This window comes from Bacteroides sp. DH3716P, from assembly GCF_025914115.1.
Taxonomy (GTDB): Bacteria; Bacteroidota; Bacteroidia; order Bacteroidales; family Bacteroidaceae; genus Bacteroides; species Bacteroides ovatus.
Map to the genome: position 1 here is coordinate 2723219 of NZ_CP083673.1, position 19719 is coordinate 2742937.

Below are 19719 nucleotides of genomic sequence, written 5' to 3' on the forward strand. Positions count from 1 at the left end.
ATTCTTTTTTATTGATATTGTTTCTCGAGCGTACTGCCGGGGTAATAGTGAGACAGTATTTCTTCATATTTGTAACCTTGCTCTCCCATTACGGCAGCACCAATCTGGCAAAGTCCTACTCCATGCCCCCATCCGGCTCCGGTAAGGATGAATCGTGAAGGGATTTTATCCTCTTTATGTCCTTTTTCCTCATATTCCTTGTCTACTACGAAGGCGGAACTATACAGATGGGAAGTAGATAAGGTACGGCGTATTTCCAGTTCTTTCCCGATAATAAGCGTTCGCAAGGTTCCTACAATTTTCAATCGGACAAGACGTCCCGACGTTCCACGTTCTATAGGAATTAAATCCAGAATTTGTCCGAAGTCAATTCCCGAACGTTGATGAATCAGTGTTGAAAGTTCTTGTTGGGTATAACTGACTTTCCAACGATAGAAGTCTGCTGTTTCTTGATCGTAGTTGTTTAGTACTTGGCTTAGAATTTTCTTATCCTGCGTATTACAAAAAGCAACAGGTGAGGTACGTATCCATTTATCAGCTTCCGCCTCTATGGTCAAATCGGGAAGTTGTTTTTCAGTCTTGCTATCCCGTTGTCTGATTAGATAAGGATGCTTTACGTTTTCCCAACAATTTTGGAACTCTTCAAAAGCTCCGCCACAACATTTAGAGAAACGGGCATCACAAATCGCTCCTTTATACATCAGCACTTCCCCCCGCGTGGCGGAGACTGCTTCGATGGCTTGTGGTGTTGAGGCTCGTGTAATTCCCTGATAACGCTGGCAATGATCATCGGCACATACATCGAAATTTCTATGTGCTTCATGGTCATACCACTTAATAAATGAAGAATTAGGAATGAAGAATGAAGAATTGGCTGCGCTGTCTTTTTGCAAAGTTCTTTTAAATTCTTCATTCTTCATTCTTAATTCTTTATTTTTTTCGAGTAACCAGCTTCGGGAGATGACGGCGTGAGCCTTTAGTAGTTCTAAAGAAGCTGTTGCGCTCATCTCTGATGAAATTACACTGGTAAGATATTCTTCAATGGAAATCACATTGATGGCGGTTAGTTGTTCTCCTTCGATGATAATCTTTAATTCCCCTTTGAATTTCTGGACTTCTTTGCGTTCCCAATGGAAGTTGATTCCGATGGTCACATCTTTCAGTTCAAAGAAAGCATGTGCATTTTGTGGAGGAATGAAGGATAATTCGTCGTACTCTTTCCCTTGCCAATGAATCTTCCCATCCTGATAAATAACTTTCTGTGTTCCGGAAATTTTCGTTCCGACAGAAGAACTAAATTTCACCGGGAAAGAGAATTCAATCTCTTTCCCGGAAAGGATACCGACTGTTATTTGAGGTTGAGTCATAATACAGCTTTAATACGTTCTAGTATTTTTTGCAGTTTTTCTTTGGATATAGATACTTCCCGATAGATATCATATACTTTTTCAGGAGTCAGTTTCTTCATATCCTCTTCACGTACTATAGGGAATATGCCGTTCATTTCAGCTATAGCAGGACTGATGAGAATTTGTTCGTCTCCTTTTGCGTAATAGCAGTCGGGACGATGTTTGCTGCGTAAGAAGATAATACAATTGTAAGGGTGTTCGGCCACTGACTCAAATTGATCGTCGTAGTTCTTTCCAAAATGCTCTTTGGTGATTTCCAAACCATACCAGGCAAGAATATTCATCATTGGTTCTTTTCCGTTATTATTGGCAGCTAAGATGTCGTAAATCAGATGAAAGGTTTTCGACATTGTTTTCTTATTTTTCGCCTGAATCCTGATGAAACTGTACGGGAAATCTTCATAACTAATTCGCACCTTGTCGTTATCTATTAAATCTATGTGATCGTAATATGATCCCTGCATACTTTCCTCTTTACTGCAAGCTTGAAAATGGGCATGATCGGGAGCGGAAGCTCCACATTCCGGTCCATTATACAAAAGGAAGTATTCTCTCATTATGTCGGTGAATTCTATCATATCTTTAAAACGCCCGGCTATGGATTGCGACTTGTGTTCCTTATCTACAATTGTAAAGTGGTGTTTAAATATGGGATAGGGATTAACCAGTATCTGATAATTCCTATAACTGATGAATTCTTGTTCCTGCGGTCGGTTTGTTTGGCAGAGGAAGCAAGGCCGTGAGTGAATGGAGGCAGTATCTGTCTGTGCGGTAGTCGAAAGAATACGTTTCGGATTAAGGAATAGGTTCGCATCTAAATATTGCTTACCAAACCATTTGGATATTTCTTTTGTTCGTGACCGATACTGTTTCAATGCCTGGTAATTCTCTTTGGCTAGTTCCCAAGAAAGAGTTTGCTTTTGGAATAACCGTTCGATACTTTGCTGAATTTTCTCTAATGTCGTTTCTTGTTGCAGGATGCGCTGTTCCAATTCCCACGTACGAAGTCGGTCTTTATATAGATTATTCTGGTTGATTTTCTCAACAGGCAGTGCAGCATCCGAGTTGCCTTCCCAACGGCGGCAAAGGTAAATCACGTCGTATATTCTGCCTATCTGATAATCGTGTGAAATTTTCAATCCAAGGGCATAATCTTCTCCATAGCTTGTGTTCGGGACTTTGATTTCCCGAAGAATGGGCGTGTAGAATGCACGGGGAGCTCCCAGACCGTTGATACGTAATGCATTATTTCGTCCGTTGTCGGGTGTCCATTCCTTATGATCGATGATGCCGGGGGCAATTTCCTGCATATCAAAGTTAGTCATCATATAAGTGCCGATTACCATTGCACATTTCTGTTTATAGAAAGTATCAATGATGATTTGCAGGCTATGTTCGTCTTTATACACGTCATCGCTATCAAGTTGGACGGCAAACTTTCCACATTTCTCGTGATGGATACCTATGTTCCAACATCCGCCTATACCGAGGTCATTTCTTTCGGGAATGACGTGAATCAGGCGCTTGTCCGAACTAAGTTCACGGAGAACTTCACTGGTCCCGTCTGTCGAATGATTGTCGATGACAATGACATTGAACGGAAAGGTCGTTTGCTGGTTCAGTGCCGAGCGTACGGCATCTTTGACTGTACGAATACGGTTGCGTACGGGTATAATGACAGAAGCTTCATACTCAAAAGTGTGGGAAGAAAAGTCTACAGGACGGAAGATAGGATAAAGATATCCGCCAATTTCCTTCAAATGGTTGGTGCATGCCTGTTCCATTTCGATCTGTACCTGACGGTTTTTAGGGTCTACATAATCGAACTGCTTCTCACCGCTTTTCCGCTTGTCACTTTCTACTTCGGTATATAGATATTCGTTGATATGTACCAGTTTGCTCTTTTGGGATATTTTGAGTCTCAAATCATACAAGCCTGCATATTGATATTCCTCTTCCGTATTTTCTATAACTTCCTTGAATGCGTTGGCATTGAACAGTAAAACCGAGCCGAAATTGAAGTCGTCACGCAGGCTACCGGGTTGGTAATCAATGACCGGAGCTGTTTTTTGCACACCGTCTATCTGTTGGTAATGGTCTGCATATACCATGCCAGCTTGGGTCATTTCCATTACTTGAACCATTCTTTCAAGAGCGAACATGCCTATTTTTAGTGCAGTGTGTTTGGTATAGAGCAAGGTATATGTTTTATCAGAATGTTCTGCAATAGCTCGCATTGCTTGTGTAGACTGCATTTTTTCTACAGAGATGAGTTCGCATCCGGGAATACAGACATTGGTAATTGGCGATGCCAATAAATAAATTTTGTCTACCAGCGTCGATGCACGTAACTCCTTAACTGTTTGCACAGTTTCTTCCAACCGGCTGAAAGGAAGAAAACAGTTGATTGTTGTTTTCATTATTTTACTTTTTGTTTTGTAGTATGAGTTGTGTAAGATGTTTCTTTGTCTTGTCTTTTGATGAACAAACAAAGTCCAAGGAATGTGAACAGGGCATTGATTATCAACAACTCGTAACTAATTTGGTAACCGTTGAGCCATGCTTCCGAATTTCTTTGAAGGATATAGCAAAGAATAGGAGAAGCGATAGCTACCAACGGAATATATTTATCATAAACTTGTTTCTTGGTGAAGATGCCAAAAGCGAACAGTCCTAAGATAGGGCCATACGTATAACTGGCCAATGTGTAAATCGCATCAATCACACTCGTGTTGTTCAGCAGATTGAATACGAAAATGACTGCTCCCATCACAACTGCCATACCGATATGTACATGTTTGCGTATTTGGCTAAGTGCCGCCTCTCCTTTTTTCTGTGCATGTAAAATATCTACAGTAAAGGAAGTGGTCAGTGCCGTCAAGGCAGAACCCGCTGCAGAATAGGCGGAGGCTATCAGTCCGATAATGAATAATATTCCGACTATGCCGGGAAAATAATTTCCGGTAGCAATCATCGGAAACAACTCGTCGCTTTTTTCCGGATTCCCAATGCCTTGCTGTGCTGTAAACGTATATAACAGTACTCCTAGCATCAGAAAAAGCAGAATGACAAAGAACTGTGAGATTCCACTGGTAATCATATTCTTCTGTGAGTCCCGGAAGTTCTTGCAGCTAAGATTGCGCTGCATCATATCTTGGTCGAGCCCGTTCATGGCAATAACGGTGAATACTCCTGCCAGGAATTGCTTGAAGAAATATCGTTTGTCATTAACATCGTCAAAAAAGAATGTCTTGGAAAAGTCACTGTCTGAAATCGTACTAACCAAACCACTGAAATTCAGATGCAAGCTGGAAGCAATATAATAGATGCAAAGTACAACCGACACTACCAGGCAGAATGTTTTTAGAACATCCGTCCATATCAATGATTTCACTCCACCGCGGAAAGTGTAAAGCCATACGATAAATACCGTAAGAATTACGTTCAACAGGAAAGGAAGATGGAAAGGTTCGAAGATAAGAAACTGCAATGTCAGGCATACGAGAAAGAGTCGGACGGCTGCCCCTAGCATCTTTGAAATAAAAAAGAACCAGGCTCCCGTCTTGTAGGAAGAGCTTCCGAACCTGTTCTCCAGATATTCATATATGGAAACCAGGTTCATACGATAAAAGAGAGGAACGAGTACAAACGCAATGATAATTTGTCCTACTATGAATCCCAGCACCATTTGCAGGTAAGAAAAGCTACTTGCCTGTACCATACCCGGAACGGAAACGAAAGTGACTCCGGAAATGGTGGAACCGATCATGGCAAAGGCAACGATATACCAGGCTGATTTACGGTTTCCTACAAAGAATCCTTCATTGTCGGCTTTGCGTCCTGCTATATAAGAGATAGTGAACAGGATTATAAAGTATGCCACAATAGTAATAGATATAACGGCTGGACTCATATCTGCTGTTTAAATTCGTTTGAGGATAAATATCCGGAACTTGTTTACTTTGCCTACAAATGTAGGGAATTTATCATAGATATGCATACTCTTACATATTTTTTATTCCGGGTGTGCCTCCGGTTGCATGTTTTGATGAATGCCAATTCTTATTGAGAGAGGGTAACTCCGGGGATTTCTTTTCGAGTGAAACGCCGGTTATTTTATCAATGGTGTGCATTTCATCTCTAAAACAACAAGTGTCAAAAGTATGTCCTGGTGCAGTCTCTTTACTACTTGAAAGTGCCAGATACCCGCCATTATTGTTCAGTGCCGGGAAGTTCGGTATAATTATTATATTTTCTCCACCGACTTTATGTTTCTGAACGACTCTGTTGAAGTATTTCGTGAAGCAAAGATATGCTTTGGCAGGAATGGTTAGGGGAGTAGAAGGACTTTCATTTTGAAGGATGGTAGTATTGTATATTGCCCCGTCTTTATACATCTTATATAGATAAAGTACCGGTAAAATGATAGCCTGTTCAGTCGGATTGTAGATTTCTATATATTCTGCACCATCAGTGGCATTATTATACATGATTTCATTGAAAAGAAGCATACCTCTCACATCTTTCGGTAATTCGGGGGTGTTCGGATTATCTGGAATGTCTGTTCCGGGATGATCGGGTGTTTCATCAGGTGTAGTGTCCGTTTCTACGTTATTAGATAGCTGTATGTGATGAAATGTAAATCCTTTACAGCGGGTTTTGGTGTAAATGCAGTATATACCGCAGTAGCGGGAAGTTTGTATATCGGTATCTTTTATTTGTTTTTCTTTTACGTATTCATTCTCGGATTCACGTCGTGTCCAAAAAGTCCAGTAACCATTATTGTCACGTTCTACTTTTATATATAGTTTCGGTGAAGAGTCTCCTTTCATCAACTCTCTTCCCGAAGCCAGTAGTTTAGATTGGTCTCCGTTTTGACGATAAAGAGTTACATTATCTTTGGCTCCTCCTATCTGAATATAATAACCGTTTAAATTCTCGGAAAGAATGTTTGAGGAAGAAGTCAGATAAAATCGTGCATAATTGTTAGCGGAAGGATTAAAGGTGAGGTGAACTCCAAATTCCCAACGGGTATTTTTTACAGAGGTGGAAGGAATGGTGACATAAGCTGTTCCGGCGTCTTCGTATGGATCATTCAGATGGATTCCTTCTTTAGAATTGATGGTGAATTTGTCCATCTCTCCTTCCCAGGGAAGTTCGGAGGTAACTGTATCCTCTTCCTCTGAATCTCCTTTTTCTTCGTCATCAGTAGGGAGCGAACAATTATAGAACAATATGATGAAGATACTTAGGAAAGCAAATGCTTTGTAAACTTTCATACGGTTTTTAATTTGAGTTTTTTCGTTTTACCGTATTTGTTTGTGTATAATGCAGAAGCAATTGCGGTCTGAATATTTGAATGAGTCGGCAAAGATAAACTTTCTTGCCGGAAAAAGCCCATACTTACAGAAGAAAAGATTGTAATTCTTTTTGTTTCCTATACACGCATGGGAAGAAAACAGTAAGGGACTACCCTAAGTCATATTTAATAGATTGACTTTTGATAGTCCCTTACAACTGTTACATTCAATATGGGAATACTATTCGAAACGTGGCATTACATATTTATCAGTATAAGATGTGAAAGTAATACCGGGCATGGAATGAGTAGACGATGCGTTCTCTAATTTTTTAATCAATGAATAATCGTCGGCATTCAATGCGTAATAATTATCAGAGGTCGGAGTAGTCACACGTACCGTCCAATCGAACATATTACCGATAATGGTTAGTGCATCCGTTTCGGGATTGAATACCGGGATTCCTGTTTTTACGATTTCATACGTCCGATTCTGCAACACATAGAAGGCGTTGTTGACATCGGTCATAAAAGCAAGCGTCTTTTTGTTTCTGAACTCGGTCAGATACAGATGCTTTAACGTCAGTCCTTCAGGCAAGGTGATGGCACGGACATACGGACGCCCTTTCACCTGTTTCAGATGAAACAGACGGCGGTCGGCATCCAATAGAAGGTAACCTTCGTCATACTCCTTTTTCACCGTCGGATTTCCTACAATCTCCGTTGCCGGGAAACGAAAATCTTTCTTAGTCATAGCTTCGGTAAACTGAAGGCTTTTATCTTCCTTCACGCTGTTGGTAGCCATGTCGATGAATTCGATCCCTTTGGAGGTGATGCGGAATACATCATCCGGCATTTTTAAATCCACACGTCCTGACATGGATTCCATTAGCGGGTAAAGTCCGATAGAAGGCGCATTGATATCCGAAGGAACGCTGCGGAAGTTGAAGTTTTCCGTCTGCACCATTTTGGGAGTCACTGCGATTCCTTGAATGGTATCCGGAAAACGCTCGTCAGACATCAACTGGCGGAAGTAAAACATAGGCAGGATGCTGTCGAAAGCAGCTTCCGAATAAATGTTTCCTGCCAAGTCGCGACGCACGCTTCCCTTTCCCTCTTCCTGTCCCATCTGTGCGAAATCGCCAATGACGAAACTATATAGGGTAAAGGGAGTCTTCTCCGGCTTTACGACAAAGAAATTGTAACACCAAGGCAACTGCCAAAGAAGCAGGAAAGCGATGGTTACATATAATAGTATGGTACTGAAACGTCTCATTTCTCAATCTTTTAATTTTTAATCTTTAATTTTTAATTGTTTAGTCCTGCTTTCCGGCCTTAAATCGTACGATAGAAAGCCACGAGAAAGAAGCTGTCAACAAAGTATAAACCACTAAATAAGGGAGGAACTTGTTGTATGCTTCCGGTGTGGGCGACAGAAAGAAGATCCGTAGTAACAATACAGCGATAATGAGATTCAGAATACGACGTTTCCATGCCGGTTCAAGGCAGATCCATGCGACGAGCAGGTAGCCGGAAATCCCGGCAAGATACCACGTTAAAGCGGTGAGCAATATGTGGTTCTTCAGTTCATGGGCAAGTATTCCGTTCAGGTATACTTCCATCAACAGGAAATTAGAAGCAAAACAGACAAGAATCAATATGAGTCCGGAGAGTAACATATTGCCCGTCATTTTTAGTTCCGGATAAGGCAGATGGAGAGTCAGTTTCAAACATTTGCGTTGCATCTCGGGGACAAACTGCACGATTGCCATCAGGATTCCGGCAATCAGGGGGATATATTGCAACATATCAATGAAGATAACATCGCGTTGCAGCATGACTTCCCATACATGAGCAGCCCCTTTCATTTCTACCACTCGGTTGATGCGAAGCATACAATAGCCTGTAAAACCGAGTGTGGCGAGCACGGCAAGCAGAAAATACCACCGTGTCTTTATCCATTCTTTATAAAATATAGCGTACATTTTTGAGGATTTATGATTTATGAATTATGATTTGTGGGTTACGAGTAGCCAATTTTTATTCTTAATTTAATCAGTATTTGCCTGTCAGGCCGATAAATGCATCCTCCAAATTTACCTGTTCACTATGAAAATTAGTGTAAGGTACTGACATTGATTTCAGTTTTGCTTCTGTCTCTGCCGGTTGCAGGAAGGAGAAAGTCTCCAACTGGTTTCGCATGACAGAAGGATGATAGAAATCATCAGACGCAGGAAGTTCATAACCTTCGGGAATAGTGAAAGTGTAGCGACGTCCTTTTTCCAGTAATTCGACGATTGGTTTCTGAATCAGTATCTTTCCGTAGTCCATGATAATACAGTCATCAACGAGTCGTTCCATATCCTGAATGATATGTGAGGTCAGGAAGACGGTTTTCCCTTCCGAGCGGGCATAGTCACGGAGATAGTCGACAAACAAGCGGCGATAACCGGGATCGAGTCCGAGTGAGAAGTCGTCCAATACTAGAAGTTCCGGGTTTTGTGCAAGGATAAGTCCGAGGGCAACTTGTGAGCGCTGTCCGCATGACATACGTGAGATACGTTGTCCGGGAGCGACTTTCAACTTATTCATCAGTTCATAGTACGCTTCCTTTTTCCATTGACCGGGGTAGAAAGCTGCGTAGAATTTCTCTATCTCGGTGATGGTCATGAATTGATATTGCACATGACCTTCGATGAGCAGTCCGATATTGCGACGCAGAGCCGGTGCCATTGTCTGAATCTCCTGTCCGAAGATGCGACATTCCCCTGAACGGGGTTTCAGATAACCGCTCAAGATATTGATAGTGGTGGTCTTGCCTGTACCGTTCTTTCCCAACAGTCCCAGGATGCGTCCTTTGGGTACTGTGAAACTAAGATTTTCGTAAATCAACCGTTTGCCGTAATAGTGCGTCAGATTGTTACATTCGATAATATGTTCCATTTGATTTAATCTGTTATTCTATTCAAAAGAAGAAAAGGAAAAGAATGGGAATCAAGATTCCGACAATGACTTCGATCCCTCCTCTGCCGATAATGCCCTTATTCCCTTTCAGCATGATGATGCCGGAGAGAGTAATGATAATAAGAGCGATGGCGAAAATATCCGCGAAGTAAGTCCACCATTGTCCCGGGTTGTAATGTAAACGGGACATTGCTCCGATAAGCGGGCGGCGGGTGACGGATTCATATACCACTTCCCCTGTCTTTACGTTTACTAGAAGGTTGGAGCCACCTTTCAGGAATACTTTCATTACGTCCGTTTTCGGGAAGTAATATTTGGTATAGTTGCCGCTTTCTCCCAATGGTTCCAGGAGAGTGAGCACTTTCTCCTTATTCATTCCTGCTTTATCCGGTAGCTTTTCTGCTATCTTATACTCTTTCCGTGTGATGGAGAAGTTCGGATTAATAGTGTCACGGTGATTCATTACAATTCCGGAAATGGCATATATCAATACCATTCCGGAAAAGAAAAATGATAAGTCACGGTGTATGAGCCGACTCCACTTACGGATGTTACTACTCCACTTCATACGAGTCAGCTTCCATGAAATAGAAAGATAAATACTCTTTTCCTGTTTCTGCCTTGCGGTCGGCTATTTTTGCACGGAAATCTGCAATGCGGGCTTCAGGGCTGTTGGCTGTTTCACCACGTGCTTTCTTTTCAGAGTCGCATCCGGCTTCACCGGTTCCGTGTTTCTCGGCAGCCTGTGCTTTGAGTTGCGCTTCCCAGTTCTGGAGGTAGGCTTCGTCAATGCGTTGTTCTTTCAGTGTTCCGGTAACACGAACGATGGAGTTCACGCATTTAGGATCGAATGTCCCCAAAGTGCCCGCTTCTACACGGATCACTTGGGTATCGTCGCTACCCATCAGGAAGATTTTCTTTGCGCCATGTTTGCAGGTATGTGTGCAGACGCCTTCAATGGTCACTTCTTGTCCTGCAAGGCTTTCGGCATTGGCAAGAAGAGAATCAATTTCCAAGGCGGAAGATGCAGACTGTTCTGTAGTCGCTTCTGATGCGCTTTTCTGTTGTTTGTTACCACATGAAGTTCCGATAAAAGTCATTGCCATGATGGCAATTGCGATTGTTAGCTTTTTTGTTTTCATTGTTATTGCTTCGTTTTTATATAGTTTGTAATCTGTTTTTCGTTTGTTTATAGCTTATCGTAGTTCGCCTTACGGGCGAGGGGGGTAGCCTTACTTGAAACTTTTAGTTTCCCAGTTTGAAACTGGTAGTTTCTCACCGAGAAACTAAAGGTTTCAAGGCATGAAACAAATATTAGTCTTTTAGTTGCCGGCTTGATCCCTTATGCAACGAACTTGCATACCGGCTTTAATGCTAACATAAGATAATGATAATCTGCCTTCCGGATACTTGGTTGCATTGATTGTACTCATTAATCCAAAGAACTGTATATTGGTTAGTAGGCCGCTGGTACTATTGTATATGGGTTTGTAGGCGGTCGAAGTCATGAGATAATTCATTGCCGGTTTTCCATGCCACGCAGCTTGAATCTTGGCGTCATCTGCTATTGCAGTTTTTTGGTAGCTGCCGACGCCTGTAAGACTTGTTGCCATACGAACACCGGAGAATTGGTAATTGAATCCTGCATCCATCAGTGATGATATTTTGGCTCCATCATAAGCTGCATCATAAAAAAGAGCTTTATCACCATCAGCCGGTACCTTGCCGTCGGCATCATTCGTTGTTTTTCCTACCAGATTAAAGTACTCCAGACGTGTCGGTATGTGCCATCCTTTCGGGCAGATTCCTTGTGCTCCTTCAAAGGAGGTCAGATTACTATCAGTAATTTCTTTACCACCCAGTGCAGCCTGGAAATCATATAGATAACCTAATTCTTTTATGGCACTTTCTTTTGTTGTAGCTACGGTTGCACCGTCGGCTGTGATTTCATACGGATACCAAACATGGCTATCAGCAGTTGGATCACTTGAAGGAGTATACCCTTTCGGTAAATAAATAAGCGGTTCAGCCATCCATGTCGTACCGTTTGAGAGAGTTACAGTCTTATATTTTACATTATCATACAGGAAATAGTTCTGATCGAGATGTTCCTCGAAAGGAATCTCATTATCAGCTCCAATTTCACCCTCATCTGTCCAGTTTTCAATGTCACCACTAAGTTTGACTTCTATATCGTCAGGTAACACGCGAATGTTCACACTGTATTGTCCTCCTTGTGCCAAAGTGGTAGATGTGAGCTTCTGTGACAAGGTCTTGCCGTCAGATGTTGCTACTTCAAGCGTCAAGGCTACTGTTTGGGGAACGATAATGGCGCGGTATGTCTCATTCGCTTTAACGGCTTGTGCAACAATGCTTGTTGCGGAGGCGTTTGCATCAGCAGTCACTGTGAGAGCACTCAAATCAAGAGTTGCAGTCGGGATGGAACCTTTCAATGCGATAGACGAGATGTTAGCTTCTACTTCCTTTGTTACATTAATCACTAATTTAGTAAACATGTGTTTGAAGTTCATGCTTATAACGTTGGTAGTCGGAAGTACATCCGATTTCTTTGCTGCCATAAAATCTGACGCTCCATATCCACTAGTCTGATCGGTTTCAACAGTAAATGAAGCCGGAGTATTACCCTCCTTATAGGGATAATAGGCTACTATTTGCGATTTGTCATTTCCTTCCGGGTACCAGAGTAAATCGCCTGCAAATACTCCGTCATTGTATGTCATCTGTTTATTCTCTGCATATACGAAGTCACCGTTTTGGGTGATTGTAACACCGATTTTATCTCCGGTCTCAAAGTTAACTTCCGTAGCACGTGTAATAATAGGAGAGATAGTAATGCGACTGTTTGCAGGAGTCGTAGCTTCGTTCTCTTCCTGTTGGCAAGATACCAAAAGCGCTGCTGCGAAGATAAATGTCAAACTCTTTTTCATTGCTTAATAATTTAGTTTATTTATATTCATTGTTTTCAAAAAGTATATCCTAATTTGATAGTCTCGTTCCAACGGTTCGAACCATCTATATATTGCAGGTTGAAACCGTGCGTATAACTACCCTGTACTTCCGCATAAACTCCATAGTTGAAATGATAGCGCAATCCGAGGTGAAAAGTCGTCTGTGGGGCAGTTGTATATTCATTTTTCAGATTGTAATAATCAGTCAGTCGATAAGGCGGGTCACCCGGTTCCGTATCTGTTGCCGTAGTCCTGTTTTTCTCGGTAAAGTTTCCTATGGCAAAGGATGCAGCCGCTTTCAGGTCGAGTTTCCCCAGATGAAATACGCTGGAGATATAAGTCCGGCTACAAAGCATCTTTTCCGAAGCTACATAAGGATACATCTGTGTGGTCAGTCGTCTGAATGTTGATATATTCGTTCCCAGGCGAAGTTCCGTGCGGGGACTAATCCATTCATATTCGGGATGGACGGAGAAAACATCCTGCTCAAAAATACGATTGGAACCGTGTACGTGAGTGATCGTTATCCCGTTTACCGTTTCCTTGGTTATCACATTTTCATTGTTGACCAGATGTGACCATTGCAAATTCAGTCGCAGAAAATGCTCTTTCTTTCCCTGTTTGAAATGATAACTCAAATGGGAGGTAATCCGGTGGGTTGGAAATTTAAACCAGATAGCATCTCTTTCACCGGCAGAACCTGAAGAATACGTGTATTCAGCATCTCCGTAAAATCCTTTCCATTGAAGTTGCAAGGCTACCCCGTTCGACAATTCTTTGATGGGGAAACCGTTGACGCCCGATTCACTAAGATGGATTCCACTCCCGTCCCATGCCTCGTAAGCTCCATACATAAGTCCTTTATCCAGAAAAGTATTGTAAGAGTTTTCGGCTGTACCGATGACTTCTGCTTTCACAGATTCACTGTTTTTACCGAAAATATAGGAAAAGCCGATCGCCATATCTCCCGAATGATACATGACGCTGGGGGCTATTTTCAAATTCAGTCGGTAATTGGTATGCCGCAAGTCCTTTCGTTTGGAATAGTTGGAAGCGGCAAAGTCTATCTTTCCTCCTAATCGCCAGTTGGGTGAAATATCAGTTGCAATACCACCCATGAAAGCGTAAGTTTGCAAGTCTTTACGTCCGGGTGTGAACTCCAGGAGGTCTACGGGATAAAATCCTGGGTGGATAAACATCGAACCGCTCATATCCTTGCCTGAAGTATGATCGAATGAGAACGAACCCGTCAGTGAATAACCTTTCAGATGAGTGATGGACTTTGCTACCGCTCCGGCACTCCATGCTTCTTTTGCTTCGTAATAGTTGCGGAAATCACCGTGGTTATTCTTTCCGTACAGTTCGGCATAGGAAGCAGAAATACTGTCCATCATGATACCTGTGACATTTGCCCCGGCATTCCAGGAGTTACGCCGTTCGATGATGTCATAAGTCTGTGCCGAAACTCCGGATGTCAGACATAGAATCCAAAGACCTGTTATATATATTTTCTTCATCTCACTCATGCAAAGATTGTTTTTCCCGTTCATAAAAATCGGTAGAAGAATTGTTTGTATCTACCAGTACTTCGTAACCCGCTTCCTGTGTCGCTTCTTCATCCACATGACGGTATAAACTGCGTCCGTTGTATGTGGCACTTTGAGTGACATATCCCGCATCGATGGATGGAGAAATACGCTTTTTATTGTTGGAGGAACCGCCATAATATACTTCCGTGCCATCAATCACCCAGTCGAGTGGTACCGCTATCACCTGATCCGTAGTGCTTCCCGGTTTTTGTATGACGCTTCCCTCTTTTAGAACGAAGTCCTGTATCGTGGTATCCTTGGCTTTAAAAATAACCGCGGCAGGAGAAAATATCGAGAATGAATAGGCGTTCGCCTGACCAGTCTTCAACACTACGTTCAGGTAATGATCTGGTGTGATCTGGTCGCCCGGAGCCGGATGATACTGTGTGTTCGGAAAATAAACATTATTATAGCATACAAAATATCCGGGTTTGTTCAGGTTGACAGATTGCGGATATTGTGCCGCATGGTCAACCGCTCCGTTGATGGCAATCACTGCATCTTCTCCCGGCTGAAGCGGGAATGTTTTACCGGTACCGCCAAATTGCCATATACACTGAACGATGGGAGCGAAGTCCTTGAAGATGGTTGCTCCGGTTACTTCATCCTGTGTCACCCATACATTAGTGGCTTGTGAATTGTAAGGGTCGAGTGCTCCGAAGCATAAACTATCCAGATATTGCACTTCCGAGTCGTTATTATGCAGGATAATGTACTTGTCGGACTGATAATTTCCTTCCAGCGGTAACTTTGTGCATCCTCCGCAGTAAATCTCTTTAATAATGATCGTCCCGGCCTTGGAATGAATGAGCGGGAGATTAAGAGACATGTCTCCGCTGGTTAGTTTGACATTATCAGCTAATCCGTTGAAAATATCCTTTCCGCCTTTGTCGCTGACTTGTACGCGGTATATACCTTTGGTCAAAGAGAATTGCGCCACTCCATTCTTGTCGGTTTTAGCCTTGTAAGAATTTCCACGGTCGACATCTTCAATCTTTACGGTCACTCCTTCCCGGAGATGATCCGTGTATCCGTCCGGATATACGGCAGTAACCTGCAGGCTGTGCAACTGGTTGTCATACGGATTCTCTTTATCGATATCTGTGCATCCCGCAAAGATGCCAGTCACTGTTAGTAATAATATGTAGATGAATTGTTTCATATAGTTAGAATTTGATACGGCAAGTAAGTCCATAATAGAAATCCGGGGTGAAGAGAGCGCTTACACCCGTTGCATGAGATTTTACATAAGGCCGTGAGTTGGTGAAATTAATCGCATTGAGAGAAAGAGATACATAGTCTCCAATCTCTTTGGTGATATTGATATTGGCAGAAAAATAAGGATCATATCCGTCTGCTGCAAATGTATAGGCATTGCCCGATTTGCGTATCAGGTAGGAGAATTCCGGATTCGCGGCTTCCGCTGATGTGAAAGGATGCATCTCATTATTCAGGTCGAGGTATGCTACCGGCCAGATAGCGGTATAAGAGTTACCGTCATAGATACTTCCCCCGGTTTGGGTATTACTGCTTTCGCTCACATTGAAAGCATATTCTTTTCCTTGATACTCGGAGATGTTCTGCGAACGCTTCACAAGCGAAGCTTCCAGTCGGCACGAAATAATCAGTCTGGCTTTCGGAATACGGGTGATGGCTGTGATATTGGCATCCAGCGAGTGGGTACGTTTGCCGTTGGCGGTAGTCGATAAGTTGTCACCGTTGGCGTAGATACCTACATATTGGTAAGAACGATTGGCAAGACTGGTGTGCGACCATCCATTCTGATAATAATACGATAAAGAGTTGTCGATGTATTTCGTATAAGTATAAGCGGCATCTACCCGGAATTGCGTGCGAATCGGAGTAATTTCCGGGAAATCAACAATCATTTCCGCTCCGCGATGAATCACGTCCATTCCATTGTCGGGAGAAGTTGACTTTACAAAAGTCTGGTCGGTCACTTTGACATCCATAGGAGTCCAGTAACTGGATGCATTGTCGCGTATGTAAACCATCCCTGTCTGGTTATCTACATTGATTTGCGGGTTAGTCGGCATCGTGAATCCATCCGGCAATTGGAGCACATCATAGGAGAACGGAGTATAAGTACTTGCGTATTTATACGGCAGCTTGGTACGGTTGAAATAACCGACTAATGAAATCCGGGTACGGGCAATGTTGACGTCCAGACCGATTTCTGCGTTCTGATTCCGTTGCCAGCGTAGGTTTTCATTGTGCAATAACGTGTAGGGCTGACTATAATATATATAAGATGATTCAATCTTATTATAGGAAAAGCCGAAGGTCTGTATGTCCCGATATTCCTGTTTGGGATACAAGGTATAGAAAGAGGGAAGTTTTTCGGTAATTCCCCAACCGCCACGGATAGCGATATGTTCGTTCAACTGCCATCTGGCATTGAAACGTGGTGAAAGAGTATTCAGGTTCTTATATTTCGTTCCCTTGATAAACAAATGTTCCCAACGTACCCCTGCCATCAGTCTAAGCATGGTATTTCCCACAGGAAATGACAGACTTTCTTCTGCATAAAGCGAAACATTATGCATATATGGATAAGTAGTGTAAGGACGGGGACGATAACCGTTTGGAGCCAATGATGGGTCTTTGTAATATTCTCCTTCACCCACATTGCCTGTTGCTTTCCATTGAACACCCGCTTTCAGGTTGCTGTTTACAGTCTTAAATCGTCTGTTCCATTCATATTTTAACGATGCGGCATAATCCAGTTCTTTGGAGTCGATGATTTGGTCGGCAAAGTAAGTATATGGCAGTTTGTTTGCCATAAAATATCCTTCCTCTGTGGCATGAACAGCCGGTTGCTCCGATGCATAGGAGTAGAACGTATGCGCGTGGGAGTTGTTATCATTGTAGTATATTGATGCGTCGAACTTAAGGTTGGTTATCCACGATTTGTTGAGCAGCCAGGCCAGTGAAGTGTTTGTCCGGAATACGTTATCTCTCACTTTGTTGTATTCTCCCGAATAGGCATCAGGATCATCTTTGGTATTCATTCCTCCGATATTGCCTGTAACACCGATGTCGAATCTTAATACGTTGCGGAACGTGTTGCTATATCCGGCAGAGAATCCTCTTCTTGTATAAGAAGAATAGGGAGATACCAACTTTTGAGTAGCCTTGGTCCACTCACCGTTTATGTTGATGACACCTTTATTGTTTCCTAAATCCAATCCTTTAGCAAATGAAGCCTGTTCGGTGCGAGGATTGATAGATAGCAATATGTTCCAGGGTGTTTTCCCTTTCCGGGTGTGAATCTTGACCATACCACTATTCAAGTCTCCATATTCTGCCGAAGGCACTCCGGTGATGACTTCCACCGATTCAATATCTGCAACAGTGATATTCCGGGTATCCACTCCGTTCATATTGCCAAACGAACCATTGTTTCCAATACGAACTCCATCCACTTCTACGGCTGTTCCAAATGCGGCATTACCGGCTGTTGACCCTCCGTCGCGTAATGAGAAGATATTATTGGTGGTAAGATCCGGCACTTTAGTTTTTCCTCCCGGAAGGAGAGCGGAGATATCGCTCACGTTGGACACCTGTAGATGTTCCAATGCATGATTTCCGATAGTGAGCGTCGTGTTTAATTCATTTTTGGGTGCTTGTGCAGTGACGACTACATCATCCAGTGCAAGTGTATTTTCTTTGAGTATGATAGGAAGGTTATTGATATTGCTGCGTACATTTACGGGAATTGTTGCCGGTACATAACCAAGAAAAGAAACCTCCAGATTATATTTTCCCTCCTGTACTCCTTGTATCGTAAATTCTCCTTTCTGATTGGATACGGCCCACAAATAGGTACCTTTAATGAGGATAGAAGCACCAGGCAAAGGGGAATTCGTTTTTGCCTCGGTCACACGTCCCGAGATTGTATAGATGTTTGAATTAGCTGCGGCCTCAAATAAATTGAAAAATAGTAGCCCCCAGAATGCTATATTAAAAAGACAATATTTCATAGATAAGTTTTGCGCAAAATTCGATAAAAAGTGACTTTCTATCAATCACTATAAATAGTTATTTTGGTAGATGCTGATACCTATAACTAGTGACTTCTTACCTACGAATAGGTATTTTCTCTCTAATTACGGCTTGGAGAATAAAAAACCGGCTTGCATTGTGATCACTATCACATTGCAAACCGGCTGATTTATTGGGCTTATCTATAGTTGTCCGGATATTATATCCAGTCTGTTATATTAGATATTTTTTACTTTAATCAAATATTCGGCAATCTGAACAGCATTCAGGGCAGCCCCTTTCTTAATCTGGTCACCTACAATCCAGAAAGTCAATCCGTTTTCGTTTGTCAGGTCTTTGCGGATACGGCCTACGTATACCGGATCTTTACCTGCCAGGAACAACGGCATCGGGTATTCTTTTTCGGCAGGATTGTCCTGCAGAACCAGACCTTCACCGTTAGCGAATGCTTCACGAGCCTCTTCTACGGAAATCGGACGTTCAGTTTCTACCCAAATACTTTCAGAGTGAGCACGTAATGCAGGAACACGTACGCAAGTTGCGCTAACTTTTACGTCAGAATGCATGATCTTGCGTGTTTCATTATACATCTTCATCTCTTCTTTCGTATAACCGTTTTCTGTAAACACGTCGATCTGCGGAATCAGGTTGAAAGCCAACTGATAGGCAAACTTCTCTACAGTCACAGGTTCGTTTGCCAATACCTGACGATATTGTTCGTACAATTCGTCCATGGCAGCGGCACCCGCACCACTTGCTGCCTGATAGGTAGACACATGCACGGTTTTTATATGAGAAAGCTTTTCGATGGCTTTCAGTGCAACTACCATCTGGATAGTCGTACAATTCGGGTTGGCGATAACGCCGCGCGGACGTTCCAATGCATCCTCTGCATTTACTTCAGGCACCACCAAAGGCACATCGGCATCCATACGGAAAGCGCTGGAGTTGTCGATCATCACAGCACCATACTTGGTAATTGTTTTCTCGAACTCCTTAGATGTTCCTGCACCGGCAGAAGTGAAAGCAATGTCTACCCCTTTAAAGTCATCGTTGTGTTGTAAGAGTTTCACCTCGATCTGTTTACCGCGGAAAGTATATGTTGTTCCGGCACTACGTTTAGAACCGAACAAAACTAACTCGTCCATCGGGAAGTTTCTCTCATCGAGCACGCGCAGGAACTCTTGTCCTACGGCTCCGCTTACGCCAACAATAGCTACTTTCATCTTTTTCTTTTGTTAAATTGTGAATATTGAATTTCTCTCCTTATCCTGTCGAATAGAAAAGATTTGGCTGCAAAATTATAACAATTTAGCATATAAACATCGCTTTTGAGAGAAATATTTCAGTTTTTCGGCGGATTACTCGTGCTTCCGTATAGTTGGACGTGGTTATTGGAGTGAAATGACCATTAGACATTCATTGGATTCTGCAAACTTTTTTGTTCCTTTGCAGAAAATTCC

At 42.5% G+C, this 19719-nt stretch carries 14 protein-coding genes; all 14 read right to left on the bottom strand.

Annotated elements, in window-relative coordinates; genetic code table 11:
- Window positions 1–8: 8 nt before the first annotated feature.
- The 14 genes from KQP79_RS10125 to KQP79_RS10190 all read right to left on the bottom strand — a co-directional run bounded on the left by KQP79_RS10125 (window position 9) and on the right by KQP79_RS10190 (window position 19482).
- The gene (locus KQP79_RS10125) at window positions 9–1367 is read right to left on the bottom strand and encodes a SpoIID/LytB domain-containing protein (protein WP_061447973.1); all 1359 of its coding nucleotides are present in this window, start codon (window positions 1365–1367) and stop codon (window positions 9–11) included.
- Window positions 1364–3829 (bottom strand): DUF4922 domain-containing protein, encoded by a 2466-nt coding sequence (locus tag KQP79_RS10130; protein WP_004309648.1) that lies wholly within the window; start codon window positions 3827–3829, stop codon window positions 1364–1366. The genes KQP79_RS10125 and KQP79_RS10130 overlap by 4 nt, the downstream gene beginning before the upstream one ends.
- Window positions 3829–5322 (bottom strand): sodium:solute symporter, encoded by a 1494-nt coding sequence (locus tag KQP79_RS10135; protein ID WP_004309649.1) that lies wholly within the window; start codon window positions 5320–5322, stop codon window positions 3829–3831. Before KQP79_RS10135 ends, KQP79_RS10130 begins: the two co-directional genes overlap by 1 nt.
- 91 nt (window positions 5323–5413) lie before the next feature.
- Window positions 5414–6688 carry a hypothetical protein gene (locus KQP79_RS10140; RefSeq protein WP_004309650.1) on the bottom strand — a complete coding sequence of 425 codons (1275 nt, stop codon included), beginning with the start codon at window positions 6686–6688 and terminating at the stop codon, window positions 5414–5416.
- A gap of 261 nt (window positions 6689–6949) precedes the next feature.
- Window positions 6950–7984 carry a DUF4857 domain-containing protein gene (locus tag KQP79_RS10145; RefSeq protein ID WP_004309651.1) on the bottom strand — a complete coding sequence of 345 codons (1035 nt, stop codon included), beginning with the start codon at window positions 7982–7984 and terminating at the stop codon, window positions 6950–6952.
- A gap of 40 nt (window positions 7985–8024) precedes the next feature.
- The gene (locus tag KQP79_RS10150) at window positions 8025–8693 is read right to left on the bottom strand and encodes a hypothetical protein (RefSeq protein ID WP_004299700.1); all 669 of its coding nucleotides are present in this window, start codon (window positions 8691–8693) and stop codon (window positions 8025–8027) included.
- A gap of 70 nt (window positions 8694–8763) precedes the next feature.
- Window positions 8764–9651, bottom strand: a complete 888-nt coding sequence (locus KQP79_RS10155; RefSeq protein ID WP_004309652.1) for an ABC transporter ATP-binding protein — start codon at window positions 9649–9651, stop codon at window positions 8764–8766.
- A gap of 22 nt (window positions 9652–9673) precedes the next feature.
- The gene (locus KQP79_RS10160; RefSeq protein WP_061447974.1) at window positions 9674–10240 is read right to left on the bottom strand and encodes a PepSY-associated TM helix domain-containing protein; all 567 of its coding nucleotides are present in this window, start codon (window positions 10238–10240) and stop codon (window positions 9674–9676) included.
- Complete coding sequence (locus tag KQP79_RS10165) at window positions 10227–10814, bottom strand: hypothetical protein (RefSeq protein WP_004309654.1); 588 nt, start codon at window positions 10812–10814, stop codon at window positions 10227–10229. The genes KQP79_RS10160 and KQP79_RS10165 overlap by 14 nt, the downstream gene beginning before the upstream one ends.
- Window positions 10815–10994: 180 nt before the next feature.
- Entirely contained in the window at window positions 10995–12620 is a 1626-nt protein-coding gene (locus tag KQP79_RS10170) for a fimbrillin family protein (RefSeq protein WP_004309655.1), read from the bottom strand.
- Window positions 12621–12655: 35 nt separating this feature from the next.
- Entirely contained in the window at window positions 12656–14167 is a 1512-nt protein-coding gene (locus KQP79_RS10175) for a DUF6850 family outer membrane beta-barrel protein (RefSeq protein WP_055235232.1), read from the bottom strand.
- On the bottom strand, window positions 14160–15392 hold the full coding sequence (locus tag KQP79_RS10180) for a DUF4876 domain-containing protein (protein WP_061447975.1): 1233 nt from the start codon (window positions 15390–15392) through the stop codon (window positions 14160–14162). Before KQP79_RS10180 ends, KQP79_RS10175 begins: the two co-directional genes overlap by 8 nt.
- Window positions 15393–15396: 4 nt before the next feature.
- Window positions 15397–18234 (bottom strand): TonB-dependent receptor, encoded by a 2838-nt coding sequence (locus KQP79_RS10185; RefSeq protein WP_061447976.1) that lies wholly within the window; start codon window positions 18232–18234, stop codon window positions 15397–15399.
- A gap of 240 nt (window positions 18235–18474) precedes the next feature.
- Entirely contained in the window at window positions 18475–19482 is a 1008-nt protein-coding gene (locus KQP79_RS10190; RefSeq protein ID WP_004299708.1) for an aspartate-semialdehyde dehydrogenase, read from the bottom strand.
- Window positions 19483–19719 lie beyond the last annotated feature (237 nt).

Excerpts from the sequence above, each read along its gene's own strand:
- KQP79_RS10180 (WP_061447975.1), bottom strand. The coding sequence starts at position 15,392 with ATGAAACAATTCATCTACATATTATTACTAACAGTGACTGGCATCTTT.
- KQP79_RS10140 (WP_004309650.1), bottom strand. The coding sequence starts at position 6,688 with ATGAAAGTTTACAAAGCATTTGCTTTCCTAAGTATCTTCATCATATTG.
- KQP79_RS10175 (WP_055235232.1), bottom strand. The coding sequence starts at position 14,167 with ATGAGTGAGATGAAGAAAATATATATAACAGGTCTTTGGATTCTATGT.
- KQP79_RS10150 (WP_004299700.1), bottom strand. The coding sequence starts at position 8,693 with ATGTACGCTATATTTTATAAAGAATGGATAAAGACACGGTGGTATTTT.
- KQP79_RS10145 (WP_004309651.1), bottom strand. The coding sequence starts at position 7,984 with ATGAGACGTTTCAGTACCATACTATTATATGTAACCATCGCTTTCCTG.
- KQP79_RS10160 (WP_061447974.1), bottom strand. The coding sequence starts at position 10,240 with ATGAAGTGGAGTAGTAACATCCGTAAGTGGAGTCGGCTCATACACCGT.
- KQP79_RS10170 (WP_004309655.1), bottom strand. The coding sequence starts at position 12,620 with ATGAAAAAGAGTTTGACATTTATCTTCGCAGCAGCGCTTTTGGTATCT.
- KQP79_RS10190 (WP_004299708.1), bottom strand. The coding sequence starts at position 19,482 with ATGAAAGTAGCTATTGTTGGCGTAAGCGGAGCCGTAGGACAAGAGTTC.
- KQP79_RS10130 (WP_004309648.1), bottom strand. The coding sequence starts at position 3,829 with ATGAAAACAACAATCAACTGTTTTCTTCCTTTCAGCCGGTTGGAAGAA.
- KQP79_RS10165 (WP_004309654.1), bottom strand. The coding sequence starts at position 10,814 with ATGAAAACAAAAAAGCTAACAATCGCAATTGCCATCATGGCAATGACT.
- KQP79_RS10155 (WP_004309652.1), bottom strand. The coding sequence starts at position 9,651 with ATGGAACATATTATCGAATGTAACAATCTGACGCACTATTACGGCAAA.
- KQP79_RS10125 (WP_061447973.1), bottom strand. The coding sequence starts at position 1,367 with ATGACTCAACCTCAAATAACAGTCGGTATCCTTTCCGGGAAAGAGATT.
- KQP79_RS10135 (WP_004309649.1), bottom strand. The coding sequence starts at position 5,322 with ATGAGTCCAGCCGTTATATCTATTACTATTGTGGCATACTTTATAATC.
- KQP79_RS10185 (WP_061447976.1), bottom strand. The coding sequence starts at position 18,234 with ATGAAATATTGTCTTTTTAATATAGCATTCTGGGGGCTACTATTTTTC.